The 25,791-nt window shown below is 58.2% G+C and carries 26 protein-coding genes and 1 tRNA gene; 15 read left to right on the top strand and 12 right to left on the bottom strand.

Translation table 11 applies throughout. The features are described 5' to 3' along the window. Nucleotides 1–64: 64 nt before the first annotated feature. Nucleotides 65–295 carry a hypothetical protein gene (locus NF685_RS01520; RefSeq protein ID WP_252848303.1) on the top strand — a complete coding sequence of 77 codons (231 nt, stop codon included), beginning with the start codon at nucleotides 65–67 and terminating at the stop codon, nucleotides 293–295. 189 nt (nucleotides 296–484) lie between these two features. Here NF685_RS01520 and NF685_RS01515 read toward each other — a convergent pair whose 3' ends face one another. Further along, nucleotides 485–2,794 carry a TonB-dependent receptor gene (locus NF685_RS01515; protein WP_252848302.1) on the bottom strand — a complete coding sequence of 770 codons (2,310 nt, stop codon included), beginning with the start codon at nucleotides 2,792–2,794 and terminating at the stop codon, nucleotides 485–487. 300 nt (nucleotides 2,795–3,094) lie between these two features. On the opposite strand from NF685_RS01515, the gene NF685_RS01510 reads away from it, so the two are divergent. From NF685_RS01510 to NF685_RS01500, 3 genes are all read left to right on the top strand, one after another. After that, entirely contained in the window at nucleotides 3,095–4,318 is a 1,224-nt protein-coding gene (locus tag NF685_RS01510; RefSeq protein WP_252848301.1) for a phosphatidylinositol-specific phospholipase C1-like protein, read from the top strand. Between the two features lie 193 nt (nucleotides 4,319–4,511). Next, complete coding sequence (locus NF685_RS01505; protein WP_252848300.1) at nucleotides 4,512–5,684, top strand: phosphatidylinositol-specific phospholipase C1-like protein; 1,173 nt, start codon at nucleotides 4,512–4,514, stop codon at nucleotides 5,682–5,684. Between the two features lie 227 nt (nucleotides 5,685–5,911). Next, a tRNA-Asp gene (locus tag NF685_RS01500) sits at nucleotides 5,912–5,988 on the top strand. A gap of 118 nt (nucleotides 5,989–6,106) precedes the next feature. Here the strand turns inward: NF685_RS01500 and NF685_RS01495 are convergent. Both NF685_RS01495 and NF685_RS01490 read right to left on the bottom strand, forming a co-directional pair. Continuing rightward, the gene (locus tag NF685_RS01495) at nucleotides 6,107–6,871 is read right to left on the bottom strand and encodes an ABC transporter ATP-binding protein (protein WP_252848299.1); all 765 of its coding nucleotides are present in this window, start codon (nucleotides 6,869–6,871) and stop codon (nucleotides 6,107–6,109) included. A gap of 2 nt (nucleotides 6,872–6,873) precedes the next feature. Next, nucleotides 6,874–7,725, bottom strand: coding sequence for an ABC transporter permease (locus NF685_RS01490; protein ID WP_252848298.1), 852 nt, complete (start codon nucleotides 7,723–7,725; stop codon nucleotides 6,874–6,876). A gap of 188 nt (nucleotides 7,726–7,913) precedes the next feature. Here NF685_RS01490 and NF685_RS14245 point away from each other — a divergent pair, with 188 nt between their 5' ends. Beyond that, entirely contained in the window at nucleotides 7,914–8,039 is a 126-nt protein-coding gene (locus tag NF685_RS14245) for a hypothetical protein (RefSeq protein WP_261390235.1), read from the top strand. Nucleotides 8,040–8,071: 32 nt separating this feature from the next. Here the strand turns inward: NF685_RS14245 and NF685_RS01485 are convergent, their stop codons facing one another. Then, nucleotides 8,072–9,067: an MBL fold metallo-hydrolase gene (locus tag NF685_RS01485; protein WP_222546528.1), complete on the bottom strand. Its 996-nt coding sequence runs from the start codon at nucleotides 9,065–9,067 to the stop codon at nucleotides 8,072–8,074. Between the two features lie 230 nt (nucleotides 9,068–9,297). Here NF685_RS01485 and NF685_RS01480 point away from each other — a divergent pair, with 230 nt between their 5' ends. From NF685_RS01480 to NF685_RS01465, 4 genes are all read left to right on the top strand, one after another. Then, nucleotides 9,298–10,275, top strand: coding sequence for a retroviral-like aspartic protease family protein (locus NF685_RS01480; RefSeq protein WP_252848297.1), 978 nt, complete (start codon nucleotides 9,298–9,300; stop codon nucleotides 10,273–10,275). A gap of 67 nt (nucleotides 10,276–10,342) precedes the next feature. After that, nucleotides 10,343–10,984 carry a 7-carboxy-7-deazaguanine synthase gene (gene queE, locus NF685_RS01475; protein WP_222546526.1) on the top strand — a complete coding sequence of 214 codons (642 nt, stop codon included), beginning with the start codon at nucleotides 10,343–10,345 and terminating at the stop codon, nucleotides 10,982–10,984. Continuing rightward, nucleotides 10,984–11,685 carry a 7-cyano-7-deazaguanine synthase QueC gene (queC, locus tag NF685_RS01470; RefSeq protein ID WP_252848296.1) on the top strand — a complete coding sequence of 234 codons (702 nt, stop codon included), beginning with the start codon at nucleotides 10,984–10,986 and terminating at the stop codon, nucleotides 11,683–11,685. Before queE ends, queC begins: the two co-directional genes overlap by 1 nt. Beyond that, nucleotides 11,672–12,220 carry a 6-pyruvoyl trahydropterin synthase family protein gene (locus NF685_RS01465; protein ID WP_252848295.1) on the top strand — a complete coding sequence of 183 codons (549 nt, stop codon included), beginning with the start codon at nucleotides 11,672–11,674 and terminating at the stop codon, nucleotides 12,218–12,220. The genes queC and NF685_RS01465 overlap by 14 nt, the downstream gene beginning before the upstream one ends. 50 nt (nucleotides 12,221–12,270) lie before the next feature. Here NF685_RS01465 and NF685_RS01460 read toward each other — a convergent pair whose 3' ends face one another. After that, complete coding sequence (locus NF685_RS01460; protein ID WP_222546523.1) at nucleotides 12,271–12,429, bottom strand: hypothetical protein; 159 nt, start codon at nucleotides 12,427–12,429, stop codon at nucleotides 12,271–12,273. 234 nt (nucleotides 12,430–12,663) lie between these two features. Between NF685_RS01460 and NF685_RS01455 the strand changes: the two genes are divergently transcribed. Next, entirely contained in the window at nucleotides 12,664–13,284 is a 621-nt protein-coding gene (locus tag NF685_RS01455; RefSeq protein ID WP_252848294.1) for a 3'-5' exonuclease, read from the top strand. A 27-nt stretch (nucleotides 13,285–13,311) separates the two neighbouring features. On the opposite strand, the gene NF685_RS01450 is transcribed toward NF685_RS01455, so the two are convergent. Beyond that, nucleotides 13,312–15,594 carry a Hint domain-containing protein gene (locus NF685_RS01450; RefSeq protein WP_252848293.1) on the bottom strand — a complete coding sequence of 761 codons (2,283 nt, stop codon included), beginning with the start codon at nucleotides 15,592–15,594 and terminating at the stop codon, nucleotides 13,312–13,314. A 326-nt stretch (nucleotides 15,595–15,920) separates the two neighbouring features. Next, on the bottom strand, nucleotides 15,921–16,493 hold the full coding sequence (locus NF685_RS01445; RefSeq protein WP_252848292.1) for a hypothetical protein: 573 nt from the start codon (nucleotides 16,491–16,493) through the stop codon (nucleotides 15,921–15,923). Nucleotides 16,494–16,617: 124 nt separating this feature from the next. Here NF685_RS01445 and NF685_RS01440 point away from each other — a divergent pair, with 124 nt between their 5' ends. Next, complete coding sequence (locus NF685_RS01440) at nucleotides 16,618–17,397, top strand: SDR family NAD(P)-dependent oxidoreductase (protein WP_252848291.1); 780 nt, start codon at nucleotides 16,618–16,620, stop codon at nucleotides 17,395–17,397. 150 nt (nucleotides 17,398–17,547) lie between these two features. Continuing rightward, nucleotides 17,548–18,264: an MgtC/SapB family protein gene (locus tag NF685_RS01435; RefSeq protein ID WP_252848290.1), complete on the top strand. Its 717-nt coding sequence runs from the start codon at nucleotides 17,548–17,550 to the stop codon at nucleotides 18,262–18,264. A gap of 124 nt (nucleotides 18,265–18,388) precedes the next feature. Here NF685_RS01435 and NF685_RS01430 read toward each other — a convergent pair whose 3' ends face one another. From NF685_RS01430 to folP, 4 genes are all read right to left on the bottom strand, one after another. Then, on the bottom strand, nucleotides 18,389–19,552 hold the full coding sequence (locus NF685_RS01430; RefSeq protein ID WP_252848289.1) for an SMP-30/gluconolactonase/LRE family protein: 1,164 nt from the start codon (nucleotides 19,550–19,552) through the stop codon (nucleotides 18,389–18,391). A gap of 64 nt (nucleotides 19,553–19,616) precedes the next feature. Further along, on the bottom strand, nucleotides 19,617–20,273 hold the full coding sequence (folE, locus tag NF685_RS01425) for a GTP cyclohydrolase I FolE (protein WP_222546515.1): 657 nt from the start codon (nucleotides 20,271–20,273) through the stop codon (nucleotides 19,617–19,619). After that, entirely contained in the window at nucleotides 20,270–21,148 is an 879-nt protein-coding gene (gene folK / locus NF685_RS01420) for a 2-amino-4-hydroxy-6-hydroxymethyldihydropteridine diphosphokinase (protein WP_252848288.1), read from the bottom strand. The genes folE and folK overlap by 4 nt, the downstream gene beginning before the upstream one ends. Then, entirely contained in the window at nucleotides 21,145–22,053 is a 909-nt protein-coding gene (folP, locus tag NF685_RS01415) for a dihydropteroate synthase (protein ID WP_252848287.1), read from the bottom strand. Before folP ends, folK begins: the two co-directional genes overlap by 4 nt. Before the next feature lie 136 nt (nucleotides 22,054–22,189). On the opposite strand from folP, the gene NF685_RS01410 reads away from it, so the two are divergent. Next, nucleotides 22,190–22,501, top strand: a complete 312-nt coding sequence (locus NF685_RS01410) for an RNA methyltransferase (RefSeq protein ID WP_252848286.1) — start codon at nucleotides 22,190–22,192, stop codon at nucleotides 22,499–22,501. Between the two features lie 86 nt (nucleotides 22,502–22,587). Here NF685_RS01410 and NF685_RS01405 read toward each other — a convergent pair whose 3' ends face one another. After that, the gene (locus tag NF685_RS01405) at nucleotides 22,588–23,685 is read right to left on the bottom strand and encodes a branched-chain amino acid aminotransferase (protein WP_222546511.1); all 1,098 of its coding nucleotides are present in this window, start codon (nucleotides 23,683–23,685) and stop codon (nucleotides 22,588–22,590) included. Nucleotides 23,686–24,040: 355 nt separating this feature from the next. Here NF685_RS01405 and panB point away from each other — a divergent pair, with 355 nt between their 5' ends. Then, nucleotides 24,041–24,859, top strand: a complete 819-nt coding sequence (gene panB, locus NF685_RS01400) for a 3-methyl-2-oxobutanoate hydroxymethyltransferase (RefSeq protein WP_252848285.1) — start codon at nucleotides 24,041–24,043, stop codon at nucleotides 24,857–24,859. Further along, nucleotides 24,856–25,704, top strand: a complete 849-nt coding sequence (gene panC / locus NF685_RS01395; RefSeq protein ID WP_252848284.1) for a pantoate--beta-alanine ligase — start codon at nucleotides 24,856–24,858, stop codon at nucleotides 25,702–25,704. The genes panB and panC overlap by 4 nt, the downstream gene beginning before the upstream one ends. Nucleotides 25,705–25,791: the final 87 nt, after the last annotated feature.

Raw genomic sequence — 25,791 nt, 5'->3', positions numbered from 1 at the left:
AGCATTCGTCCTGATAGGCGCAATTCCAAGCGTCATTCTCGCCATGCCAGTTCGACTGGTCGGAATGACAACCATACCCATAAACAGGAAAAAGATTATCGAGGCATTCGAGCTGCGTGGTTTCAGGGTTCACGAACTCACCGAAAACAGAATCCATTTGAGGAAAACGCTCAATCCGTATCTGGAATGGAACGAAAGACGCGTCATTATCGAATATGACGAGCAAGGATTCAGAGCAGAAATTCTGCTGTGCGACAGGATGAAACTCGGATCCCTGCTTTTCCCGGACAAGTGATCGATGCCGAAGAACGAGCAGTTTTCGCCCTTCGGATCGCCATGGTTTTTTCTGCCCCTTTGTTTTGCGCAGGCGTGACCAGCCGAGGATAAGCCACGGCTCCAGCGTTTTTCGCAGGGCTGGCTGCAAAGCGGGCTTTCGAAGGCAGTCCATCTTTTGGCAGGGACGGGGCAGAGCCCCGCAAGCACCTCAGAAATCCGCTGCCAGTGTTGCCATAGCGGTAAATGCCGAACCCACGACAAAAACCGGACTGGACGCACCGACCTTGTTACCGAAGATGCCCGTACGTGGCTGGGCCGTAAGACCGAACCCACCGAGACCGGAAAGATAATTCAGGCCGCCGAGATTGGTCAGATTCAGCATGGCGCGCGGATGCACACGAGTGCCGAAAGAGGGGAGTTTGCGCCCGAGGGAGAGGTCGGCCGTGACGAACGCCGGAATGCTCTGATCGTTCATCAGGGTAGAATACTGGGAATCCTGGTAGCGCAGGTTGAAATTGCCAAACCACAGACTGTCATCGAATGTCAGACCGATTGCCCCAGTATATTTCGGCGCGCCCGGGGCCGATTTTCCCTTGGTGGGCAGATAGTCATTGCCGGTGCTCACATTATTACCGAGCCGGGTATGCAGATACTGCCCCGAAAGATAGGCGCTCAGATGGTGCCACGGACGTGTCGCCAGTTCGGCCTGCACGCCCCAGGCCTCTTCCCCACCCGCCATGATCTGGCTGCTGACGAGTATCGTGCTTCCCGGCTGATAGGCGAGGCTCGTCACCTGATGATTGGTCAGGTTGTAGTGAAACCCTGCCACAGACGCCGTGATGCTGCCGTTATGACGCAGCCCCAGCTCCTCACCGATGAAATACTCGGGATTGAGACTGCTGGGCGGGATGGTGGTCGGATTGGGTGATGTATTGCCGAATGCAGGCACATAGGCGGAATAGCCCGCAGGCAGGCGGTAAGAGGTTGTTGCGTTCAGATAGACCTGATCCTTTTTCGTGATCTGATAGCTCGCAAGAAATTGTGGTGTGGGTATGAAATTATTAGGCGAAACCTTGTAGGGATTGGCCCCGGGAACATTCTCGGAGGTCATGCGCGACACCATGGTGGCCTTGAACCCGGCATCGATCATCAGCCGGTCATTCAGAAGATGCAGCTTGTCATCGAAACCAAGCGCATTGAGCTGCTGCGTCTGGTTGATATCGTAGCCGGTCACGAGCAATCCATTGGCCGTGAGAGGGTTTTTCCAGGTGACTGACCCGTCATCACCAACGACAAACCGGTTCTGATGCTCCTGATGATCGGCGAAGGAATAGAAATAGAAGAAGGTCAGTGTGTTATGGCGCGTCTTCCAGTCCAGTGCCATGGTCACGCCCGAACTGCGCTGTTCCCAGGGATGCACACTCTGTACGAGCAGGGTACGATTCTGGCCCTGATAGCCGTCGAGATAATCGTAGCGTTGCGTGCCGATATAGCCATTGGCCGTCGGAACGGCCATGCCATAATTATTCGGCCCCATCTGACTGATCCCATAGGGCGTGACATGTAACAGCCAGTGATCGCCAAGCGCGATATCGTTGCGTATCGTCCCGAAAGCGACATTGGTGAAGCGCTCGTTCAGCTTGTAATAGGCGTAATTTCCCGCCGTATAGGGTGCGGTATAATTGAAGCTTGTCCCGTATTGCTGCCACTGGGCAAGATTGGGATAGCGGTAGATGGTCTGGCGCCCCTGATTATAGCCGAAAATCACGTCACTGACAGAATGACGCGCCCAGCGTTTTTCAAGATTCGCATCGACATGATAGCGCGCGACATCGCCCGGACCGCGCCAGAGATTGGCCGATGAGTGAGAGAAAGAAGCATAGGCCCGAACGTCGCTATGGCCGATTTCGCCTGTGTTGAGACGCAGGAATTCCTTCTGCAGACTATGCGTGCCGCCACCAAGAGAAATGAACTCGCTCGCCTTGTCAGCAGGGCGCAGGGCTTTCATGGTGACCTGAGCACCGTCGGCATTATAAAGCGGCGACGTGAGATCGACCGACCCCTGTGTGACGCTGATGGATGCCAGATTTTCATTATCGATCATTGCTGCATTCCAGGGCGAATAGCTGAACACATCGGCAGCTGGAATCCCCTCGAAAACGAAACCGATCTGGCTCTGATCGAGGCCACGGATATGAAGTGTCTCGGCCTGGGTACTCAATGGCGATTCATTCCCGGCCTGAACGCCGGGCAGACTTGCGATCAGACTGGTGGGGCTCAATGTGGGCGCCTGTCTGGCGATGTACTCCTGCGTAACCTCGCTGATGGCGCGCGGCGTCGTCTGGACTTTCATCAGACCGCCACCGACGACACGGCGCTTTTCGCGAATACTGATCTGCTCGTGCCGCTTTGCCTCCTGCTGACGGGTGGAGGTCGCATCGTGCCGCTCCGGCTTGCGGCTTTGGGCATGGGCCTGAAACGGCCCGGATAAATGCAGTGCCGGAATGACCGACAGCATGGGAAAGGCATATCGTCTGATCAACAGGTACAACAAACATACTCCGGCACGAAATGTCGTCGATATCACGCCAGATTCCCGTATTTCGCACGTCGCCTTCGGGAATTAATGCACGATATCTCGCTCGGTCGGTGGTTCTATCAACTGTTCGACAGATAAAATGTGATTTGTGAATGTATAATTTGTTTCGATTTCGATCATGTTAGATGAAATATTCATGAACCGGTCATTTTGACTGGCTCCGTCATGCGGAATGCTCTCTGATCCACCGAATTACCTCTTGTGTAACGGGATCTCCTCATGACGTTTCGTCGCTTGCTGACTCTGGCTCCGCTGACAGGTCTTGCGGTTCTTGCCGCTGTTCTTGCGCCGTCTCCGGCCCCTTTCGCTGCTCAAGCCAATACGCAGACTGCTACCGCCATGGACAATCAGGTCCATGTCAACCAGATCCAGGTCATCGGTACGCATAACAGCTATCGCCGCGATATTTCGCCTGTCACGCTCAAATGGCTCACAGGCCTCTCGCCTCAGGCAGCCATTGCGCTCGACTATCATCATGACACGCTGACCGCTCAGCTCGATCATGGTGTGCGTCAGCTGGAAATCGATATCTATGCCGATACGCAGGGAGGGCGATATGCCCATCCCAAGGGACCGGAATGGGAACGCAAGGCCGGGTTGACGCCAGAGGCCGATCCCACCCTCTCATCGGCCATGCAGGGCACCGATTTCAAGGTCATGCATATTGTCGATATCGACCAGAGAACGAGCTGTCAGCCTTTCCGCGCCTGCCTGGAACAGATCAAGGCATGGTCGGATGCGCATCCCGGTCATGTGCCTGTTTTCATCGATCTCGAAACCAAGCAGGATATTCCTTTTGGCGGAGGCAAACTCGATTTTACGGCACCGGAAATATTCACACCCGCGACCTATGACAGGCTCGATGCCGAGCTGCTTTCGGTGTTCGGGCGCGAGCGCATCATCACCCCTGACGATGTAAGAGGTGATGCAGCAACGCTGGATGAAGGCGTTCGCAGTCATGGCTGGCCCGATCTGGCCCACGCGCGCGGCAAAATCGTTTTTCTGTTCGATCGCCCCCACGATACGGCGCGCTATACGCAGGGTCATCCAGCCCTGCGCAACCGCATCGTATTTACCAATGCCCGTCCCGGCGATCCGGATTGCGGTTTTACCGAGGTCAACGAAGGTTTCATTGGAGCAAAAGGCAATGGCAGCGATGCTGTCGATAACAGGAAAGCTGCTGTCACCATCCCTGCTCTTGTGCGTCGCGGCTATCTGGTCCGCACACGTGCCGATGCCAACACCATAGAAGCCAGAAAGAACGATCTCGAGCGTCGCACTGTGGCCTTTGCGTCGGGTGCGCATCTGATCAGTACGGATTATCCCGGCTTCGAACCGGCCCCCTGGCATAATTACACCGTGACATTTGGAAACGGACTGGTCGCGCGCTGCAACCCGATCAATGCGCCCGTCTCATGCAGGAGCGAGACGCTCGAAAAATAGAATACGGCTGCCCGATGCGATGGGCGGGTCTGTCAGTGCTGAGTCGAGACAGACCCTGGCCCGATCACGCACAGGCAGCGTCTGCACGACCGGCTTCTCGTTAAGCTTTAGTGACGGCGGGAATGTCATTACCCGATACGCGCCTGTCGTTTCATTCCTGCCTGATACAAGATCAACAAGACGGAATGCCCGGATGAAACGTCTCGCCCCATTTTTCATGACGACGACCCTGTTTGCGCTCCCTGTGCACAACGCCTGTGCCGACGACACGATCAGACTCAACCAGATACAGCTTGTTGGCACCCATAACAGCTACCGCGCGGCCATGTCGCCCGTCACCATGGCCTGGCTGAGAAAAGTCGCGCCTGAAGCCGCCATCACACTCGATTACCATCATGAACCGCTGGCAGCGCAGCTCGACCACGGTGTTCGCCAGATAGAACTCGATCTCTATGCAGATACACAGGGCGGTCGCTACGCTCATCCCAAGGGGCCGGCATGGCAGAAAGCGGCCGGGCTGACACCTGACCCCGAGACAAGCTCACCTGACATCATGCAGGGCACCGATTTCAAGGTCATGCATATCGTCGATATCGATCAACGTTCGACATGTCAGCCTCTGCGTGCCTGCCTCGAGATCATTCGCGACTGGTCTGACAGGCACCCGAACCATGTACCGATTTTCGTCGATCTGGAAACCAAGCAGGCAGCCCCTCCGGGGAAAGTCCCTTTCACCGCACCTGAGATCTTCACGCCTGCCACCTATGACAAACTCGATGCCGAGCTGCTCTCGGTCTTCGGCCGTCACCGCATTCTCGCCCCGGATGACGTCAGGGGGGATGCGCCAAGCCTGGATGAGGCCATCCGTACCCGTGGCTGGCCGGGCCTCGATCATGCACGTGGCAAGATCGTCTTCCTGTTCGAACGCCCCCATGACACGGCACGCTATCTGGTAGGTCATCCTGCCCTTGAGGGACGCCTGATCTTCCCCAATGGCAAACCCGGTGAACCCGAATGCGCCTTTACCGAGATCAATGAAGGGTTCGTCGGCAAGAAGATCGCTGATTTCGAGCCTGTCGATAATGTCAGGGCCGCGCATATTATCCCGCCGCTCGTACGAGAAGGCTATCTGATACGCACGCGCGCCGATGGCGACACGCTTGAAGCACGCAGGAATGATCTGGAACGACGCAGGGTCGCTCTCGAATCCGGGGCACAACTTGTCAGCACGGATTACCCGCTTCATGAACCGGCGCCGTGGCACGACTACGTTGTCACTTTCCCGCATGGCGCGACGATACGCTGCAACCCGGTCAATGCCCCCGAACACTGCGCCGACAGCCAGCTTGAGCCGGTAAGGCGGTAATGTTCAAGGCCGGAGCGCTTTCGCTGCTCTCCGGGTCCTGAGGAGCAGGACAAACCACTCTTTCCAGACTGGGGAGACAGAGGCAGAAGCACCCCCATACAAGAAAAATGAAAAAAAACAGTCTCCCCCTGTTGCCAAGAAAGAGCGGGACTGGTAGTTCCCCGTTCACCGAAGACGAGGACGTTACGACCTCCTCCGAAGCGGTAGCAGAAGCTGAAAAGCTTCATGCGGGTGTAGCTCAGTTGGTTAGAGCGCCGGCCTGTCACGCCGGAGGTCGCGGGTTCGAGCCCCGTCACTCGCGCCACTTTCTCAAAAAACAAAGTAGCGCATTATTCTGGCTCCCTGCATCCGTGCAGGGTTTTTTCGCGCATGATGAACGAGACGATGCCAGATGGCAGAGCGTCTCTTCTCGCTGTTCAAGCTCAGGCCGCCAGATAGGCGTCCAGCACTTCGTCTGTCGGGCCATCGCGACGAATCTGCCCGTTTTCGAGCCAGATCAGACGCGTGCACCACTGTCGAACGACATCAGGCTGATGAGACGACATGATAAGCGCGTCAGACTCCTGGACCAGCGTTTCGAGTCGCTTTCTGGCTTTCTCCAGGAAGATGATATCGCCCGCCATGAACCATTCATCCATCAGCAGAATGTCGGGGGTGATTGCCGTGGCCAGACCGAAAGCCAGACGGACAAGCATACCGCTGCTATAGGTCTTGACCGGCAGGGAAATGAAATCGCCCAGCTCGGCAAATTCCGCCACGTTATCGAGTACGGCTCTGATCCTGCTTTTGCTCATGCCATGAAACAGGCAGCGCAAACGGACATTCTCAACGCCCGTCAGCTCCATATTCATGCCGAGCTGCGTATCGAGCAGAGTGCCGATTCGCCCACGCATACGCACCCGCCCAGAAACCGGCTCGTAGATTCCGGCCAGCGCCCTGAGAAGGGTTGTCTTACCCGCACCGTTGCCACCGATCAGCCCAAGACGTTCACCGCTGCCGAGCGAAAAGCTGATATCTCTCAGCACATCGACCGTGATGCGATGGCGCGCATCCTCGATCAGGGCGCTACCCGCACGATTGCCTGTCCTGTTCGCCACGGCCTGAGCCATGGAGCGTTTAAGCGTGCGGTTTTCCGCATGATAGACGGGAAAGCTGAGACAGAGACGGTCGACTGAAACTCTGGTCATGGTCAAACCCAATAGGCAATGCGTGCGCGAAAGCGGGTGAAGACGGCAATGGCCAGCGTCACAAGCACGGCACTATGCGCACAGGCGACCTCCCACAGCGCAAAAGGCGAAGGTTCCCCAAGAAGGGGCGTGCGCAGAATTGCGATAAGGGAATAGAACGGATCGAGCAAAATCCAGCGCTGGAGCGTACCCACCAGCTCAGGACGCCAGATAATCGGTGTGATGAAAAAGAAAACCTGAAGCAGCGAAGTCGCGATAGGCGGAATATCGCGAAAACGCGCGCCCAACAGTCCCAGACAGAGCATCACGGCAAGACTATCAACAAGCCAAAGAGCCAGAGCGGGTATGACAAGCCATATATCGCGCGGCGTTACACCGAAAATGAGAAACACCGCCAGAACCACAACGGCGTTATGCAAAAGAATGAGTGCGTTGCGCGTAATGGCCTGAAAGGCAAAGACAGTGAAAGGCATACGGGCTGCCTGAATAAGGCGGCTTTCCTGAGAAAATACTGTGGTGCTCTCGGTAATCAGGGTCGAGATATAGCCCCACAGAACGAGAGACAGGGCGAGGAACGGCAGATAGTCCCTGATCACCATGTTAAACAGTTCGGCGTAAAGAAAGCCTAGGGCCGCCACCATCACTGCCGTTGTAATGGTCAGCCAGAACGGGCCAAGCACTGAACCGCGATAGCGCATCTTGATATCGAGCCAGCCTAAAGTCATGGCCAGAGGCAACAGACGCAGGCCCTCACGCAGATCCACCCAAGCCGCACGAAAGCGTCCTGCCCTGTCCAGGGGATACAGATCGAGCAAAGGCTCTGTTTTGCCTGTCTCTGCGTGCGTCGTATTCATGCTTCTCGCTCTTGGTCTGATCAGGAAAAGCCTTAACCGTTCGGGGCTTCTCCTCCAAGAGCTGAGAGAGTTTACATTGCTCCCTCTGCCAAGCAGGCATCGTGTTTTAGCGCCGAAACAGGAGATCATGGATTTACCTCTCATGCCTGCGCTATGATCAATGCCCTCACAGACGCAAGACGACAGGAATGGATGCAGGCGACTACTTCATGATCTGTTTCGTCTTTTCCGCCTATGCCATCGGCCCTGTGCTTGCAGGGTTGCTGGTCAGGCGGATCAACCGTTCGGATCTGTTCAACGACAAGGACGAATAAACCGCAATCGTGATGCGCCCTTGCAATGCGGTTCAGAAGCGTATGGTCATGCCCTGCTCGGCGAGCCTGAAATGAAAGCCGTTCCTGTTTCCTGCCGCAAGTTCGGAGGCTATGCGTTCACGTACTGGCACACCCGATTCCAGAACGGGCTTGATATGGGATACGAGAACGGGAAAGCCCTTCATGGAAACACCCGCCTGAGCCTGAAGCGCATCGAGTTCTTCCAGAAGCCAGTGCGGTGTCAGATGACCGAAAAGCTGCCTGTCTGCCCGGCGGTTGTCGTATGAACATTCGATGATCATCCCGCGCAACTCACCCGAGCGAACCAGAGGGGCCACTGCCTGCCACAGGGCGTGGAGTTTCCCTGATTTCTCGATCGCATCGGGTCCGGTATCGCCAAGATAAAGCAGGGCAGACGACCCGGCCCTGATCAGGAAAGCCGTCGATTCCACACCGCCATGACTGAGTGGGTAGGCCGTCACTGTCAGGCCGGTGCCGGCCAGAGCCATGGCCCGGTCAGGGATGAGCGTATGATAATGCAACAGCCCGAAAGCCGGCTGCACGCCCCGGTCACCCAGATTGGGCCAGACACGATGGTTGAAAAGATCGTCCTGCAGGACCGACAGGACCGAAGAAAGCCCGTAAACCGGCTTGCCCGGATCGTCTGGCGAGACAGCGACCAGTCCTGCCACATGATCGAGATGGGCATGGCTGATCAGATAACCGCGAATCATCTGATGCAGCAGACGGCCGCTACGCGAGGCCGCTGCATCGTCAGCAAGCTTTACCTGGTCGAAAGCATGGGCCTTGTCCGCCTTTTCGAGACCGTTCAGCACCGTCCCGGCATCGAGCAATACGCCTGCGGATGTGCCCTGCTCACGCACCAGATAAGCGCTGAGATTACCGTCCTCCAGGCCACCAGCCGCCCCCAGAACGGTCACCTCGAAGCCCTGTGCACATGCCACGACGGGTCGGAACAGGGTCAGCGCCATGACAATCAGGGACAGGCGCAGCAATAACGACTTCATGAGACCTCCGGATCACCGACTTGCCCCCTCCTCGGGGGACCTCTCCCAATCGCGACATCGTCCGGCAAATACAAGATCTCGATAACCTGAGGGCGAATGACTGAGGTCTGCCGCTTGTACAAATCGACAGCCCTGCGGGCATATACCCTGCCTCCTTTGGTACCCTGTCACCTCTGGCAAAATGACAATGCTTATGTAACAGTCAACGCACTATTGACTGGAGAATATTCATGGCACGACGTCTGGCTCTCACACGCGGCCTGCTAGTTCTCATGACCTGCGCGAGCCTTGCCGCGTGCGACGACCAGCCTCCGCTCGAACCTAACCATTGCGAAATCGAGACGCTGGGCAAACTCCCACTGGGACGACTGCATAACATCCCGGTGGTCGAAGCGAAAATCGACGGTAAACCGGTCCTGTTCCTTGTCGATACAGGGGCGTTCAACTCCGTGCTTTTTGCGAAAAACGCGAAATCTCTCGATCTCGCCTATACAGGGGGCATGGTACATGCCAGCGGGGCCCATGGTCGCGAGGAAGAGCCTGTGGTGCGCATCGACAAACTCGATCTGGGATCGGGCACCACCTCGGACCATCTTTTCACGCTCACAGAGACGATGGCACCGCGCTCACCCCCGTCACAACCCCCTATCGTCGGCCTTCTGGGAGCTGAGTTCCTGCTTGCAGCCGATCTCGTAATCGATATGCCGCATCACGCCATGTATCTGCTCAACATGCGTCGTTGCCCCTATGTCACGCCCTACTGGAAAGGGACAATTCACAAGATACAAGTGGACCGCGATGAGGGTATCAACAAGATCGGTCTGCATTTCACGATCAACGGCGGCAAACCTATTCCCGCAATATTTGATACCGGCGCCTCAGGGATCATCATTCCGTACGGTCTTGCCCATAAGAAGACTGGCGTTACACGCGCTGACCTGAAGAAAGACCGATCCGGCACCGGTATGCAGGCAATCGGTGACGATGTCGTCACGAGTTATTATCACGAGTTCGATCATCTCGATCTGGGCGATTTCAGGATAAACAACGCCAGAGTGATCATCGACGACGCCGACAACCTGGATTACGCCCTGTTCGGTGCGCGCTTCCTGCAGCACACGCGTATCTGGCTCACGACAAAAGACGTGATGTATGTGCAGCATGTCTCCGAAATGCAGGATGCGCCCCCGATTCCGATGAGCAAATAGCGCATCCGATCGCGTCGGGAGCGTTTTTTCTCTTGCATATGCTGCCCGGCTCGCCGACATGCGGAGCATGCCATACGCTGTAAAGGAAATGTTCGCGACGCTTCAGGGAGAAGGCGCCCATACCGGGCGCGCCTCGGTGTTCTGTCGCTTCACCGGCTGCAATCTCTGGTCGGGCCGTGAAGAGGACCGCCACAAGGCAGCCTGCACATTCTGCGATACCGATTTCATCGGCACCGATGGCGAAGGCGGTGGACGCTTCGCGACAGCGCAGGCGCTCGCCGATGCACTGGTCGCATGCTGGACGCAAAAGGCAGGCGAACGGACAGGGCGCTATGTGGTGTTCACTGGAGGCGAGCCTCTCCTGCAGATCGATGCCCCTCTCGTCGCTGCGGTAAAGCAGGCGGGATTCGAAATCGCCATAGAAAGCAATGGCACGATCGCGGCTCCGGACGGGATCGACTGGATCTGCGTCAGCCCGAAACCCGACAGTACGATAACACAGCGTTCCGGGCAGGAACTCAAACTCGTCTACCCGCAGGACAGCCTGCCCCCCGAGCTGTTCGAGGATTGGGATTTCGGGCATTTCTGGCTGCAGCCGATGGATGGTCCGGACCGTCTCGACAATACGGCCAAGGCCGTTGCCTATTGCCTCGAACACCCGCGCTGGCGATTGTCGCTGCAAACCCACAAGCTGATCGGGATACCCTGATGCTCTCCGATGACAAGGCAATCGTGCTGTTCTCAGGCGGGCAGGATTCCGCAACATGTCTCGCCTGGGCGCTGGACCGTTTTGCCCATGTCGAAACACTCGGCTTCGATTACGGACAGCGCCACGCCATCGAGCTGACCTGTCGCGACACGTTGCGTGACACCATGGTCGACCAGAATCCGCAATGGCGTGACCGGCTGGGAATGGATCACACGCTCGATCTCGCCGTGCTCGGCCAGATTTCAGAAACGGCTCTGACACGCGAAGCAGCCATTGAGATGACCGAGAGCGGTTTACCCTCGACATTCGTCCCCGGCCGAAACCTGCTTTTTCTGAGCTTTGCTGCCACACTCGCCGTAAGGCGCAATGCCCGCCACATCGTGACCGGCGTGTGCGAGACGGATTACTCCGGTTATCCCGATTGCCGCGACGATACGATCAAGGCGCTTCAGGTCGCGCTCAATCTCGGCATGGAAACACGTTTTGTGCTCCACACCCCACTGATGTGGCGCGACAAGGCACAGACCTGGCAACTTGCCGAAGAGATTGGCGGCGCCGATCTTGTGGCGCTGATCAATCATGAGAGCCATAGCTGCTATCTGGGCGACAGGCTTCACCTGCACGAATGGGGCTACGGGTGCGGCACCTGCCCCGCCTGCGAATTGCGGGCAAAGGGATGGGCCAGCTATGTCAACGCTTGAGCTGAGTTTCACCAGACGGTTCAGCATGGGCCATCGCCTGATTTCCGGCAGCTCCGAGCGCTGCGCCATTCCTCATGGTCACAACGAGTTCGTGACGGTCACGCTACAGGCCAGAACACCTGCACGTCTCGATGGTGCACAGAACATGGTCGTACCTTTCGCCGAAGCCAAACAGCGATGGCACGCCTTTATCGACACGCGGCTGGACCACTCTTTCCAGATTTCGTCTGCCGATCCATTGCTGGACTGGTTCAGGCAGCATGAGCCCCAGCGCCTCGACCGTCTCGTCGTGACACCGGGCGACCCGACGACAGAACTTATGGCGGCCCTGCTCTATGCGAAGCTACAGGCTTTTCTACGCGACGAAGGAGATGTGCTGGTCTGCACCAGTCTTACACTGGAGGAAACGCCGACAAACACGGTCTGCCTGACCGGTGGGCCTGAAATTTTCCTGCCGGAATGTTCCGGCACTCCAGGCGATTTCTGGTGGCATCGTGCCGATTGCAGCCTGTCCGATCTACCATCACCACTCTGACCGCCTATGGCGGCCAGAACAGGGTACACAAAGCAGAAACCAGCCTGGTCTCAATGGGTCTGTGACCATTCGTGACCAAGCAATTGCACATGAACCCTGAAGGCACCGTGATCGTCTGACTTGATATCGCGCGGCGCTGCCGTGGCTGCCGGCGTGGCGCGTTCGGGCATTGGCGCTTCTGTCTGGGGGGAAATCGATTTCTCGGTCATGATCGTCTCCTTTCTGTCAGTTCAACAGAGGAACATGGCACCAATCTGACATCGTCATGGAGTAATGAGGCACATGACGGCGAGCGCGTTCCCGTCTCTCATTAACGTGAGTGTAATGAACCGGTTTTCGCGACCTGACGATTTCCTGTCGTCCTGGGCGTCAGCATGCATCTATCGGCTAACAGCCCGGTTTCAGGACTCGCGCTTTTCTCCGGAAAAGCTCTACAAAGACCTATGCGACTGCGCGTTATCGACCTTGAGACATCCGGCTCTCACCCTGTTTCTTCTGAGATCATAGAGTTCGGCTCGGTCGATCTCGTACGCGAGGGCGACGACTGGATCATTGAAGCCCCCCGAACGCAGCTTTTCAGGCCCAACGCCCCCCTCACCCCTGAGACGCAGGCAGTCCATCACCTGATGGACGAGGATTTCAGCCCCGATCTACCGAAGGCGAGTGACGAGGCTTTGATGGCTCTTGTTCATCGCAGCCCGGCCCCCGATATGCTGGCCGCCCATCACATTGCTTTCGAGCGTCATTTCCTGACGGATGACATCACGCAGGGCCTGCCCTGGCTTTGCACCTTGCGCATCGGGCAAAAGCTCTGGCCCGATGCGCCACGCCATACCAACCAGATCCTGCGCTACTGGCTCAAACTCGATCTTGATCGCACATTGGCCATGCCCGCACACCGGGCAGGCCCCGATGCCTATGTCACCGCACATATCCTCAGACAGCAGCTGGCTTTGTCACCTCCTGAGGATCTGCTTGCCCTGACCCGTGCCCGCCATATCAGACGCGGCGCGGCGCTCCGATCCGGACGGGATATGAACCGTCAGGAAAAGCTCTTCCTCTGACATTCCACAGCAAGCAGGGCGAAGTTCCTACCCCTGGAGCGGGGCGGCACCATATCGGGCTGTCGCCTTGACGGTAATTCCCAGAATGGCGGGCGTATCGACACGACCCGGACCCAGCTTTAGCCGGGCATTACCCTTGGTCCAGCGCATCGGCACCGCTTCGACGTTGTTCCAGCCTTCGAGTTTTTCGTCGAGCAGATGAGCGTCCAGGCTCTTCATGCCAAGGCTGTCCCATAGATGGACATCTCCAATCAGAACGCCAAGACGACGCCGGTCATCGACAAAAGGCCCCTCGGCGTTTGCCGGCCTTGCTGCGCGAGAGCGTATCCTGACCTCATCGAGCAAGGCAGGCAGCTGGAAAATCATCATGTCGTCAATCTGGCGCAGCGGCCTTATGACCTGTCCTTTCTCCGTCACAAGATGCAGATCGGGGTCCTGATCGTCTGACATCGTCGCAGCCGCCGCGACAGGGTTTCCGACCCGCTCCGCCAGCCTGCGATGGATCGGTTCGACGAACTCACGCGAGACGCATAGAGGTGCGGCAAGCGCCTGCGACGCTTTGGCGGAAGCCTGAGAGTGGTCAGTCTGAAAAGATGCGTCATCCATTGCGACGGGCGCCGTCGCAGCCTGTTTCTCCCCGACGAAAGACTGTAAACCTGCCGCCTCACCGCATCCGAGCAGGGTCTCAGTGGTCATGTTGTTCGACCAGATGACTGCATGATCTTCGGTTCTGAAGTGGAAGATTTCAAAGCGAGATCGAGTACGGTCATAGGCAATGCTGTTGCCGTTGACCAGCATACGTGCCGGCACAAGCGCGCCTTCGATGAACACGCAATGTTCAGGCGTGACGAAGAGGTCACGATCCGGCACGGATGGAGCAAGGGCATTGGCACGAAACCGCACCGGGTAGCCGGCCTCGTCATCGCTGCGTGCGGGATCGACGCTGACGGATGCGGAACCCGCCCATGTGATCTGCCGGGCGGCGCTTCCGCCTTCCTTGCAAACAAGCACCACATTGCCCTGGCGCAGATCCTCGACGGGTCGCTCACCGTCAGGTGTGCGAATCATGGTACCAGCAAGAAAGCACTTGTCATAAACCAGATCGGTACTGCCATCGCTATCCGCCTCGAGATGGAAATCGCCCGCCTTGTAGGTCCCCGAAAGAGGGACCGACCAGTTCGAGCCATCGGCGTAGGCAACGGTCAGAACGCCGTTTCTGATCCTGATCGTCCCGCCAGGTCGATACGCGAGACCATCGATATCGATACGTCCGCGCCAGCCGACACGGACATCACGCAGAACTGCTCCGGGGGTGACAATCAGCTTGCCGACAGCACCCTTACTCGTTGCTGCCCCGTCGATTGCAAGCCCAATCACCGTGGCACCGGATGCCACAATCATGGAGCCTCCTGCCGAGATCGCCGCAGTGCGGATCGTTGCACCTTCCTGAACGATCTCGGTGCCACCCGAGAGAACCGTCGCACCGCTGACGACACCCCCGGATTGAACGATTTCCGACCCGCCGGAAGCAATCGTCGCACCACTGACTGACCCGCCAGACGAGACGATACCGACACCCTGTGCCTGGATCATCTGATTGGTCATCACGCCCCCAGCAAGTGTCAGGGCCGTACCACGGCTTCCAACCGTCACTGAACTGACAGTCCCCCCCTGTGTAGCGACCACCGTTCCACCGGAAGAGACAACAGAACCGGAAGCGAGCCCACCCTGAACCAGCTGCACACCGGCACTGAATATGCTTTTGAGCGCCAAAGCCCCGGTAGAGACAATTTGAGTCCCTCCGAAAAGCCCGCCGCTATCTGTCCCTCCGCTTGCCAGCTGCTCTGTCGATCCAACCTCGAATGTCCCGCCTGAAATCACACCGGAACCGGAAAAACTCTGCCCCTTGACCGTGAATCCCCCGCCGACAATCGCGTGCCCGCCGCTCATGACATGAGGAGCAATCGCACGCGCGGGTGTACCCTGATAGCCAGAGAGATTGCCAACAGCCAGACCTGCACGCGAGGCGATGGTTGCGCTGACTATGACGCCCTGATTAAGAGCCGCAAAAGACCCGCTCTCATACGCAGTACCGCCAAAGGTCGTGCCGTTTGCTGCTGCGGCGACGACGCCACCGGAGAGGGCGGTTGCACCGGAAATGATGCCACCCGAGGCCAGATCGACCGCGGGATAATCCGTGCCGCCATTCAATCCGTAGACAACATCACCCGACGTCACACGTCCCGCACCAATATAATTGGTCGATCCGCTCGTAACTATTACACCACGACCTGAATGAACTATAGACAACACAAATCCTATACTTATAGAGTATAAGTATTTATTTGCTTACTGAGAATTCAGCGGCATTTATGGGAGACCGAACATCACGAACACGTGATTTCCTGCTGTGTCGCATCGTAACAAAATATTTTCAATGTCAAATGGGCGACATTTGTAAGTTTATTTTCTGAAAAAATTAATGCTGCAGTATACCGCTCTCGATCCCAATCGAGCCCTTTCCCGAGTAGTGACGCGATAGCGGGAGTTGATATTTGTATATCCATGAAGATAATATTATTATTTATTAATAGTTTGGTATCTTATTTTATTAAATCATGTATTGATTATTATTTTTACCTATTTTTATCAATAACTCCATCAACTCGTGAAAGAATCCTTCTTCTGATTAACCCGCTCATCGGCCGAATAATAGTCCAGTACCGGCTCATCTGCGTTCTGGCTGAAACAGTTCCGCATGAGACGATAGTGCGCGTAACAAGCCGGGTTCTTCCACCGGGGAGTGCCTCCGCCTCAAACGTGAGTATCAGGCGACAGAGGCTGTCATCTGCCTGCCAGAAATTCTGCGATGACGGTCCGATATCATGCAGACCATAATCGAATCGCCAGAACGCTCCTGCCAGGCCGTACAGAACATATCGATCCTCATGACGCCCGAGCGGGGTGAAGCTCGCCATCGAAAAACGATGCGCCGGCCTCCCCTTCACCGCGCCGATCATCCGTCCGGGCAGATCGCGTAGCGCCAGACAGGCCGATATCAGCAAATCATCCTCGGTCCGGAATGCTTCCACCGCGTCGAGACAGCTGCCGGGATCGGCCTGAATGACACGGGCGTGACGTTCCTCGAAATGCACTGGAAAAGACCGCAGGAAGGTTCCATCATCATTCATCAGGGGTCTCGACTCCACGAATACAGCCTCCTCGCAACTCTCCGCATATTCCGGCAAACCCTGCTGGATGGATCGCTTCCTCCCGAGACCCGGCTCATGACGGAACGGCCAACGCAATGGCTATAGACAGGGGAAGATATCCATGCGTCGTCTCGAAGGGAAATGCGCCATTGTGACAGGTGCGGCACAGGGGATCGGACTGGCCATCGCGCGCCGGTTCCATGATGAGGGCTGTGAGGTCATTCTGACAGACAAAAATGCAGATGCCGGACAACGGGCCGCCGCCAGCCTGAACAGCCGCTTCACCGCACTCGACGTGAGAGACGAAGAAGCATGGAATAGGCTCGAATGCGAGAACGATATCCCTGATATTCTGGTCAATAACGCAGGGATTACCGGGTTCGAAAACGGGATCAGAGCTCACGATCCCGAGCATGCAACACTTGCGGACTGGCATGATGTCCATCGCACCAATCTGGATGGCACGTTTCTGGGCTGCCGTTATGCCCTGCGTCTCATGGGGCAGCGAGGGAGCGGATCGATCATCAACATGTCATCGCGCTCCGGAATGGTGGGCATACCGGGCGCCGCTGCCTATGCATCGTCCAAGGCTGCCATACGCAATCATACGAAAACGGTCGCGCTCTATGCTGCGCAGAAGGGCTGGTCGATACGCTGCAACTCGGTTCATCCTGCCGCAATTCTGACTCCCATGTGGGACGCCATGCTCGGCGATGGTCCCGAACGGCAGACACGCATGGACTCGCTGATGGCCGATACACCCCTCAAGCGTTTCGGCACGGTCGATGAGGTTGCAGCCCTTTGTGTCATGCTGGCATCGGATGAGGCGCGCTATATTACCGGTGCGGAATTCTCAATCGATGGAGGTCTGCTGGCAGGCTCAGCCGCACAACCGGGTTGAGAACGCTCAATAGCCCGCCGAACCCTGCTTACCCCACTTCCTTCGCAGTTCTCCTGACCGTCCGTCCGCCCGCACAGGGGAGATTTCCTCTTGTGACAGGATACTCTAGACAGTCCGGGCCAGCCCCGTTGCAGAAGACTGGATCATCCCGTGCGCTTCATCGACACTTTCGACCTGCATTCCTTCACGGATACGAGCATCAGCCTGCTGAGTGCTTTCGTTTTCGGCACGCTGATCGGTGCCGAAAGACAGTATCGACAGCGCACGGCAGGTGTGCGGACCAATGCCCTTGTCGCACTGGGTGGAGCCGCTTTCGTCGATCTTGCCCAGCGTATTGCAGGCGATGTCGAATCCCTGCGTGTAATTGCCTATGTCGTTTCCGGTATCGGATTTCTCGGTGCGGGGGCCATCATCAAGGAAGGCCCTACCGTCCGGGGCATGAATACGGCCGCAACACTCTGGTGCTCTGCCGCCGTGGGGGCCTGCGTCGGCAGCGATATGCTGGCCGAAGGGTTTTTGCTCACCTTCTTCATTATTGCGGGCAATACGCTGCTCAGGCCAATTGTCAGGGCGATAGATCGCATTCCGCTTCAGGCCAAGACCATGGAGACGGGCTATGGCATGAGGGTGGTCACATGCCGCCTCGACGCGCAGGAAATGACCGCACTGATCAGAGAACGGCTGGAAGAAGCCGATTATACGATTGGCAAGCTGTCCCTGAGCGATGAAGGGGGCGACCATCTGTCCCTGAATTTCTCGCTCATGGTCTCCTCGAACGGCCCGACTGCGCTTGAGGCACTCGTCGCTTCGCTCATGTCGGATACCCGTGTCGCTTCCGCTTCATGGTCGCTGAACACCGACAACTGAGTGCCGATACGTCGGCTTATGCCCAACCCCTGGGAAATCCCTCCCGGAACAACAGGGTACGAAAGCACGATAGCCTTTGAGCAAGGATCAAAACCCCTGCTGCCTGACGATGCGGGCAAACCGGTCAGGGTCGTGACCCGGGTAGAGCCACCCTGACCACAAGCCACGGAGGCTGCTGCCTGTCCTCACCCCCATGAAAAGCGGGCTGACGCGACCATTGGCCTATCGTGGCGTAAAGCGCGTTATCGCTATAGGCCAGACCGTCCGGAGCAATCAGACGCGGGTCATGTGCCACGACGGAAATGCTGCCATCCGGCGCACGCTGCAAAATGGCATGACGCTCGATATCGGTCAGGAACAGGCGCCCATCGGGGGCTGTGGCCATGCCATCGCCCATGCCGGCTTCGCCTTCATCCTTCACGCTGAATTCTATTTCCGTCTCGGTCGCTTTCGGATCGGCAAGGACCGCAGTCGGCGCAGAATAGAGTTCGCGGCTTGTAAGAGGCTGCCAGAACAATGTCTGCTGATCGGCACTCAACCCGATTCCGTTTGCGCCTGCCTGCGCCATTGTAGGCTTGTCGGGATCGTAGCGCGAAGCCTTGCCATCGAGCACGGCCATGAAACCATGACGCGGCATGACCGGCTCGGTATCGGCCAGCAGACGACGCTGCACACCCGTTGCGATATCCACCACGATCAGCGCAGGATGGACCGTAAGCGATGAATCCGTGATGAAGGCGGTGCCGCGGTCACCATGGGTCAGGTCGATACGGACATCGTTCGGATGACTGTCCGAGCGCAATGCAGGGGCCGAAAGCGCAATTTCCTCGACGATGCGCCCGGACACAGGATCGATGTGGAACAGTCTGGCCGCACCGGGAACCGTTCCCTTGCCTGCCAGAATACCCTCATCCAGCACCCAGAGCTGACCGCTCGCATCGACCGTCATGCCAAGAGGCGAGACAAACCGCCCCTGGCTCTCGGCATCGGGAAAGGGCGTGAGTTTGCCCTGACTGTAAACTGCCAGACGCGCCCCCTCATGATCGCGCAGACTGCGGGGAAACCCGAGAACCATACGATGATCGGAAAGCAGGGCGATACCGGAGGGCTGGGCCTCGCTGAAGCGACCGATAATCTCGATATTACCGCTCGGCGCATAACCCGCATCGACACTATCCCCGCCCGGCGGCGGGGGAGCGATCTCTCCAGCGGCAAAAGCGGCCGAAAAAGCGCAGGGCGCGGTAGCAACCGAAGCAATCAGGGTACACAGGGCGAGACGCGTTTTCATATTCCCTCTTCCTGTCCAGCTTGCAGGCGTCGGGAACTGGCGTCAAACCACAGCAGCGTGACGTTCAGCCCTTCAGCAAGGACATGATCTCGGCACGTAACGCAGCATCGCGCTGCCAGGTGCCACGCACGACGGTCGTTACCGTGCGGCTGCCCACATTGCGTATACCACGCATGGCCATGCACATATGCTCGGCCTCGACCAGCACCATGACGGCCTTGGGCTCCAGTACCTCGATAAGCGATGCCGCAATCTGATCGGTCAGGCGCTCCTGAAGCTGCGGACGACGCGCCAGCACATTGACCGTACGCGCAATCTTGCTCAGCCCGGTCAGACGGCCGCCTTCCGGCAGATAGGCCACGTGGGCCTTGCCGAAAAACGGCAGCAGATGATGCTCGCACATCGAATGAAAGCCGATATCGCGTACGATCACCGCGCCTTCGTGCTGGTCTGCCAGAAACTGCTTGTGCAGATGCTCGCGCGGGTCCTCATGCAGGCCACCCAACACATCCAGATACATACGCGCCACACGACCCGGCGTCTCGAACAGACCCTCACGATCCGGGTCTTCACCAAGCGCCTGAAGAATTTCACGCACAGCCGTGGCGATGCGGGCTTCGGCATCTTCAGGTCTTGCAATAGGGGCGATGGGCCGCTCTCCGCCCTGCCCCTTGTGGCGAGCGGCATCCAGCGCCACGAGATCGGCAGTCGGTTTGGTCATGTCAAATCCTCGGCATTGCACGATGGTTGGTCCGCACAGGGGACGACGTCATCAGCCTCGCGGGGGAGCCTGTCCACCATGTCCGACACGGAAAGTCCACCTATTTTCTGTTCCGGCGCGATTTCAGCCAATGGCACCAGAACGAAGGCACGATGCGCGATCTGGGGATGCGGCAGGATCAGCACGGGATCGTCGACGACCCGGTCGCCCAGATAAAGCAGATCGACATCCATGGCACGCTGCCCCCAGCGTGGACCCGGAACGCGACCGAGACGGGCCTCGATCTCCTTGCAGGCACGCAAAAGGGCGTGCGGTTCGAGGCTGGTCGTGCCGGTCACGCAGAGATTGTAGAAATCGGGCTGATCGACCCCGCCCCAGGGCGCCGTGCGATAAAGCTGCGAGACCGCTTCGACCGCAATGCCATCGACCAGGCCGAGCCATGTCACAGCCATGGACAGGGCGGCTGCCCGATCGCCCAGATTGCAGCCAAGCGAGAAACCCACCTTGAGGGAACGCTTGCGATGGGTCTCGACACTGACCATCGAAAAGGGATGCGCAATCGGGGCACCGGGCTTGTTGACCCGCACAGTCAGGGCAGCAATCGTCGGGAACTGCGCCAGAAGATCGTCCGCAATCCGGTCGGCCAGCGTTTCGATCAGCTGGACAGGCTCGCCCGAAACGCGCGCCACCACCCTGTCGCATAAAGCCGCATAGCAGACAGCCTGATGGTAATCGTCATGACGTGTCGCCATGGCCGTGTCGACGGTCACGACAAGGTCGATCAGGAATTTCTGGCCGAGCCGTGTTTCTTCCGGCAGGACGCCGTGCCTGCCGAAAACACTCAGACCATCGAGGCGAATAACCGACTGGCTCATGCCTGCTCCGCTCCTCTGTTCTCGCGAGACCCGATCCCCTGACTCTCGGCAATCAGCGCGGCGACCGTCACGGCATCGACATGCTGGGCCACATCATGCACACGCAATATGGCCGCCCCCTGCTGCATGCCGCAGAGATTGGCGGCCAGCGTACCGGCCAGACGTTCATGCACGTCGCGCCCGAGCAGACGCCCGAACAGGGATTTGCGTGAAAGACCGAGCAGGACCGGCAGGCCATACTGCGCGCGAAGCATACCGATCAGCCTTATTGCCTCGATATTCTGTGGGTCTGTCTTGCCGAAGCCAATCCCCGGATCGAGCACGATCCGCTCGTGCCGGATACCGGCACGCTCGGCCTGAGACAGAACAAGGTCGAAAAACCGGCAGAATGCGTCTCGCATGTCCACAGACGGATCGATCGTCTCACGATTATGCATCAGAACGGCGACGGCGCCTGTCTCTGCCAGAACGGGCGCCATGGCCGGATCGCGCTGCATGCCCCATACATCGTTGACCATGGTTGCACCGGCACGCACAGCCTCGCGCGCCACGCCGCTCTTGTAGGTATCGATCGACAGCCACGCCGTCTCACGATGCAGGGCCATCAATACCGGGCGTGTTCTGGCAATTTCCTCGGCCTCAGGAACAAAGCCGGCACCGGGACGCGTGGACTCACCCCCGATATCGAGCAGGGTCGCGCCTTCCTGCGCGAGAATGCGCGCATGCCGGGCTCCGGCATCGGCATCGGCATGGTGCCCGCCATCGGAAAATGAATCCGGCGTGACGTTCACAATCCCCATGATCATGGGTTTGCGCATTTCATGAGCATGATGGATCGCTGCAACCAGCGCATCGCGTCTGGCCTGCCATGATATCGTCTGATCGGCAGAGCCGTCCGCGGTCATCTCATCCATTCGGGTCAGGATAAAAGGAAGCTCCGGCTCTTAGAGTATGGGAGCACACAGGTCCAGAAAAACGAACCGTCTCCCGAGCCATGTGTTTGGTTCAAGTAACGTCGATCAGTCGACAAGGAGATGTGCCATGGCCAATGACCAGTTCGACAGCCCGGTCTTCGATGGGGAAGACAACAAACACCAGACGGCACGCGCCCTCGCCGAAGCTGCCCTGAGAGCCGAGGAAGAGGGCGATCAGGAAAAGGCGGAAAGCCTGTTCCGTCAGGCAGAGGCGGCCGACCCTTCCGCGCTCGAGAGCGTTCTGCTCGAACATCGCAGCGAGCATCCGGGATTCACCCCTACCCCCGCCTCCAGCGATGCGGAAATCGCAGCCATGAGCCGGACGGTCGAGCCGGAACGGCACAGCCCGCCGCCCGAAGCGCTCGACGAAAACTACTGACGCGTTCTGTCCCGGTACACTTTCTGCCCCGGTATACCTGAGCTCTGTCAGCCTCCCGCAGCTGAGAGGATGACAGAGCCTGTGGCTCAGGCGATGGTATGAATCCAGCCATGGGCATCGTTGCTCTTGCCCGCCTGGATATCGGTCAGGGCTTTTTTAAGACCGAGGGTGACCTCGCCTGCGGTCTTTCCATCGCCGAACACGGCCTCGCCGCCCGTGCGACGCAATGTACCGATCGGGCTGATGACTGCTGCCGTGCCACAGGCGAAAGCCTCCTTGTAACGGCCTGAGGCAGCGCCTGCGAAAATCTCGTCGATTTCCAGCGGCGTTTCCTCCACCTTGAGCCCACGATCCTGCGCCAGCTGGAGAATGGCATTGCGCGTGATGCCCGGCAGAATGGTGCCGGTCAGAGGCGGTGTGACAAGCGTGTTGTCATCGCGCAGGAACATGACATTCATGCCCCCCATTTCCTCGATGAAACGCTGTTCGCGACTATCGAGGAACAGCACCTGATCGCACCCATGGGTCTTGGAGTCACGCTGGGCGACAAGGCTTGCCGCATAATTGCCGCCGCATTTGGCAGCACCCGTGCCACCGGGGGCCGCACGCGTGTAGTCTTCGGACACCCAGACGGAGACGCAACCCGAGCCGAAATATGCGCCGACCGGGCAGGCGATGACGATGAACAGATATTCGGAGGCGGGCTTGACGCCGAGGAACACTTCGGTCGCGATCATGAACGGACGCAGATAGAGGCTCTTGCCCTCACCGGCAGGCACCCAGTCACGGTCGATCTTCACCAGCTCATCAACGGCCTGCATGAAGATTTCCTGAGGCAGGTCGGCCATGGCCATACGCTCGGCAGAGGCGCGAAACCGCTTGGCGTTTTCTTCGGGACGGAACGTCGCGATGCCACCATTTTCGGTACGATAGGCCTTCATGCCCTCGAAGACTTCCTGCGCGTAATGCAGGACAGAGGCCGCCGGATCGAGCGTCAGGGGTTTGCGCGCAGTGATCTTTGCGTCGTGCCAGCCACGTCCCTCGCTGTATTTCACGATCGCCATATGGTCGGTAAAAATGCGACCGAAAGCAGGATTGGCAATGAGGTCTGCACGATGATCTGCCGGGGTCGGCGTGGTCGTCGGCTCGATAGTGAAATGCAGCGCAGCGCTTTCGGAAACCATGGTCTGATCCATCTTCTGGTCGATTTTGACAGCACTCTATCCCGTTCATGGCATCTTGACACCCTTTGAAAGAGAAGGAGAAGAACGGGGCTTCTGCCTGACCGTTTTGTGATCGCTCCATGCAGGCCAGTCCGCGATGCCTGCCACACCGGGGGTGGCAGCAGGTCGCCGCGTTTCGCAATGCGTCGCGAAGCCGATATGCGACAGGGGGGCATGCGAGACGGGACATGCACCAAGGGCATTCGGCGCCGGTATCGTTCAGTGCCGGTCTGTCAGTGCCGGCCTGTCGCGTCGTGGAAGAGAATGCATGGAGACACATGGACCGTCAGGCGCGGCCATATTTGAAAGGGCGTTCATGAGCGCATCAACCCCGGTCCATAGCCTGACCCCGCTCTCGGTGAAGACGCGCAAGGGGGCCTCCCCCCTTGTCTGCCTGACAGCCTATACGACGCCCGTAGCGCGCCTTGCCGATGAAGCATGCGATATCGTGCTGGTCGGCGACAGCGTGGGTATGGTCCTGCATGGACTACCCTCCACGCTGGGTGTGACGATGGAGATGATGATCCTGCACGGTCAGGCTGTCATGCGCGGCATAAGCAAGGCGCTCTGCGTAGTGGACATGCCTTTTGGCAGCTACGAAGAAAGCCGCGCCCAGGCCTTTCGCAATGCCTCGCGCCTGCTGGCGGAAACCGGTGCGGGTGCCGTCAAGCTCGAGGGTGGGGTCCATATGAAAGACACCATCGCGTTTCTGGTTGCACGCGGCGTGCCGGTCATGGGGCATGTCGGTCTGACCCCCCAGGCCGTCAACACGCTCGGAGGCTACAAGGTGCAGGGGCGCGACTCAGATGCCGCGCGCGTCATGGCCGAGGCACGCGCTGTGGAAGAAGCGGGCGCATTCGCGGTCGTGCTGGAGAAACTCCCCCAGCAACTCGGTCGCGACATTACCGCCGCACTGGATATTCCAACGATCGGTATCGGCGCCGGGCCGGATTGCGATGGCCAGATTCTGGTCATCGACGACATGCTGGGCCTTTTTGCCGATTTCAAACCGAAATTCGTCAAACGCTATGCCACGCTGGCCGACGATGCCGCAAAGGCGCTCGCGGCTTATGCAGATGAAGTACGCGAACGCGTCTTTCCTGGGCCGGAGCACAGCTTTGGAGAGCGGACATGATCGTTCGTGACGCCCGAACACTCGGGCAGCGTGTAGAGCAGTGGCAAGCCGAAGGGCAGACCATCGGACTGGTACCGACCATGGGGGCCCTCCATGAGGGTCATCTCAGCCTTGTGCAGGAAGCACGAACGCGTTGCGACAGAGTGATCGTCTCGATTTTCGTCAATCCGACGCAGTTCAACAACCCAGCCGATCTTGCCAGCTACCCGCGTACTGAAGAAGCGGATATCGCCCTCCTGCAAGGGGTTGATACAGTATTCATCCCGACAGCCGAAGCCATGTACCCAGCCGGGTTCTCGACCCTGGTACAGGTGAGCGGCCTCAGTGAAGGACTTGAAGGCGCCCATCGCCCCGGTCATTTCAACGGCATGGCCACTGTCGTCACCAAGCTGTTCGGCCTGAGCCGGGCCGATATGGCGTTTTTCGGTGAAAAGGACTGGCAGCAGCTGCAGATCGTGCGCCGCCTCGTGCAGGATCTCAACCTGCCTCTTGAGATCGTCCCCTGCCCGACCCTGCGTGAAGCGGACGGACTCGCCCTGTCATCCCGCAACCGTCGCCTTTCCCCCCGGGCACGGCAGATCGCCCCCCGTCTTCATGCCATCATGCAGGACGTCGGGGCCTCGATCCGTCACGGTGAGGCCATCGATACCGCATTGCAGAACGGCTTGCGTCAGCTGGAAGAAACCGGCTTCGGTCCTGTCGATTACCTGGCCTGCTGCAATGCCCGGACCCTGCAACCCGTCTCCGACGAAGAACACAGAGACAAAGGCAGCGCAAAGGACCTGCGGTTACTTGCCGCCGCCGCTCTCGATTCCGTGCGCTTGATTGACAATATCGTTATTTAGCAATTCCTAAATTTCATGTCATCTTACGTTTGTAGCGAGGCACGACCCCTATAGTCGGGCCTCCGGCGCACTCTTTGCGAGGGCGTC

This window comes from Asaia lannensis NBRC 102526, from assembly GCF_024054035.1.
GTDB lineage: Bacteria > Pseudomonadota > Alphaproteobacteria > Acetobacterales > Acetobacteraceae > Asaia > Asaia lannensis.
Note: the sequence above shows the minus strand (reverse complement) of the source record. Positions and strands in the feature narration are given on the sequence as shown.

Excerpts from the sequence above, each read along its gene's own strand:
- NF685_RS01490 (WP_252848298.1), bottom strand. The coding sequence starts at position 7,725 with ATGAATACGACGCACGCAGAGACAGGCAAAACAGAGCCTTTGCTCGAT.
- NF685_RS01485 (WP_222546528.1), bottom strand. The coding sequence starts at position 9,067 with ATGAAGTCGTTATTGCTGCGCCTGTCCCTGATTGTCATGGCGCTGACC.
- queE (WP_222546526.1), top strand. The coding sequence starts at position 10,343 with ATGCCATACGCTGTAAAGGAAATGTTCGCGACGCTTCAGGGAGAAGGC.
- NF685_RS01515 (WP_252848302.1), bottom strand. The coding sequence starts at position 2,794 with ATGCTGTCGGTCATTCCGGCACTGCATTTATCCGGGCCGTTTCAGGCC.
- queC (WP_252848296.1), top strand. The coding sequence starts at position 10,984 with ATGCTCTCCGATGACAAGGCAATCGTGCTGTTCTCAGGCGGGCAGGAT.
- NF685_RS01480 (WP_252848297.1), top strand. The coding sequence starts at position 9,298 with ATGGCACGACGTCTGGCTCTCACACGCGGCCTGCTAGTTCTCATGACC.
- NF685_RS01405 (WP_222546511.1), bottom strand. The coding sequence starts at position 23,685 with ATGGTTTCCGAAAGCGCTGCGCTGCATTTCACTATCGAGCCGACGACC.
- NF685_RS01410 (WP_252848286.1), top strand. The coding sequence starts at position 22,190 with ATGGCCAATGACCAGTTCGACAGCCCGGTCTTCGATGGGGAAGACAAC.
- NF685_RS01520 (WP_252848303.1), top strand. The coding sequence starts at position 65 with ATGACAACCATACCCATAAACAGGAAAAAGATTATCGAGGCATTCGAG.
- NF685_RS01495 (WP_252848299.1), bottom strand. The coding sequence starts at position 6,871 with ATGACCAGAGTTTCAGTCGACCGTCTCTGTCTCAGCTTTCCCGTCTAT.
- NF685_RS01505 (WP_252848300.1), top strand. The coding sequence starts at position 4,512 with ATGAAACGTCTCGCCCCATTTTTCATGACGACGACCCTGTTTGCGCTC.
- folP (WP_252848287.1), bottom strand. The coding sequence starts at position 22,053 with ATGACCGCGGACGGCTCTGCCGATCAGACGATATCATGGCAGGCCAGA.
- NF685_RS14245 (WP_261390235.1), top strand. The coding sequence starts at position 7,914 with ATGGATGCAGGCGACTACTTCATGATCTGTTTCGTCTTTTCCGCCTAT.
- folE (WP_222546515.1), bottom strand. The coding sequence starts at position 20,273 with ATGACCAAACCGACTGCCGATCTCGTGGCGCTGGATGCCGCTCGCCAC.
- panC (WP_252848284.1), top strand. The coding sequence starts at position 24,856 with ATGATCGTTCGTGACGCCCGAACACTCGGGCAGCGTGTAGAGCAGTGG.
- NF685_RS01455 (WP_252848294.1), top strand. The coding sequence starts at position 12,664 with ATGCGACTGCGCGTTATCGACCTTGAGACATCCGGCTCTCACCCTGTT.
- NF685_RS01465 (WP_252848295.1), top strand. The coding sequence starts at position 11,672 with ATGTCAACGCTTGAGCTGAGTTTCACCAGACGGTTCAGCATGGGCCAT.
- NF685_RS01510 (WP_252848301.1), top strand. The coding sequence starts at position 3,095 with ATGACGTTTCGTCGCTTGCTGACTCTGGCTCCGCTGACAGGTCTTGCG.
- NF685_RS01430 (WP_252848289.1), bottom strand. The coding sequence starts at position 19,552 with ATGAAAACGCGTCTCGCCCTGTGTACCCTGATTGCTTCGGTTGCTACC.
- NF685_RS01460 (WP_222546523.1), bottom strand. The coding sequence starts at position 12,429 with ATGACCGAGAAATCGATTTCCCCCCAGACAGAAGCGCCAATGCCCGAA.
- NF685_RS01440 (WP_252848291.1), top strand. The coding sequence starts at position 16,618 with ATGCGTCGTCTCGAAGGGAAATGCGCCATTGTGACAGGTGCGGCACAG.
- folK (WP_252848288.1), bottom strand. The coding sequence starts at position 21,148 with ATGAGCCAGTCGGTTATTCGCCTCGATGGTCTGAGTGTTTTCGGCAGG.
- panB (WP_252848285.1), top strand. The coding sequence starts at position 24,041 with ATGAGCGCATCAACCCCGGTCCATAGCCTGACCCCGCTCTCGGTGAAG.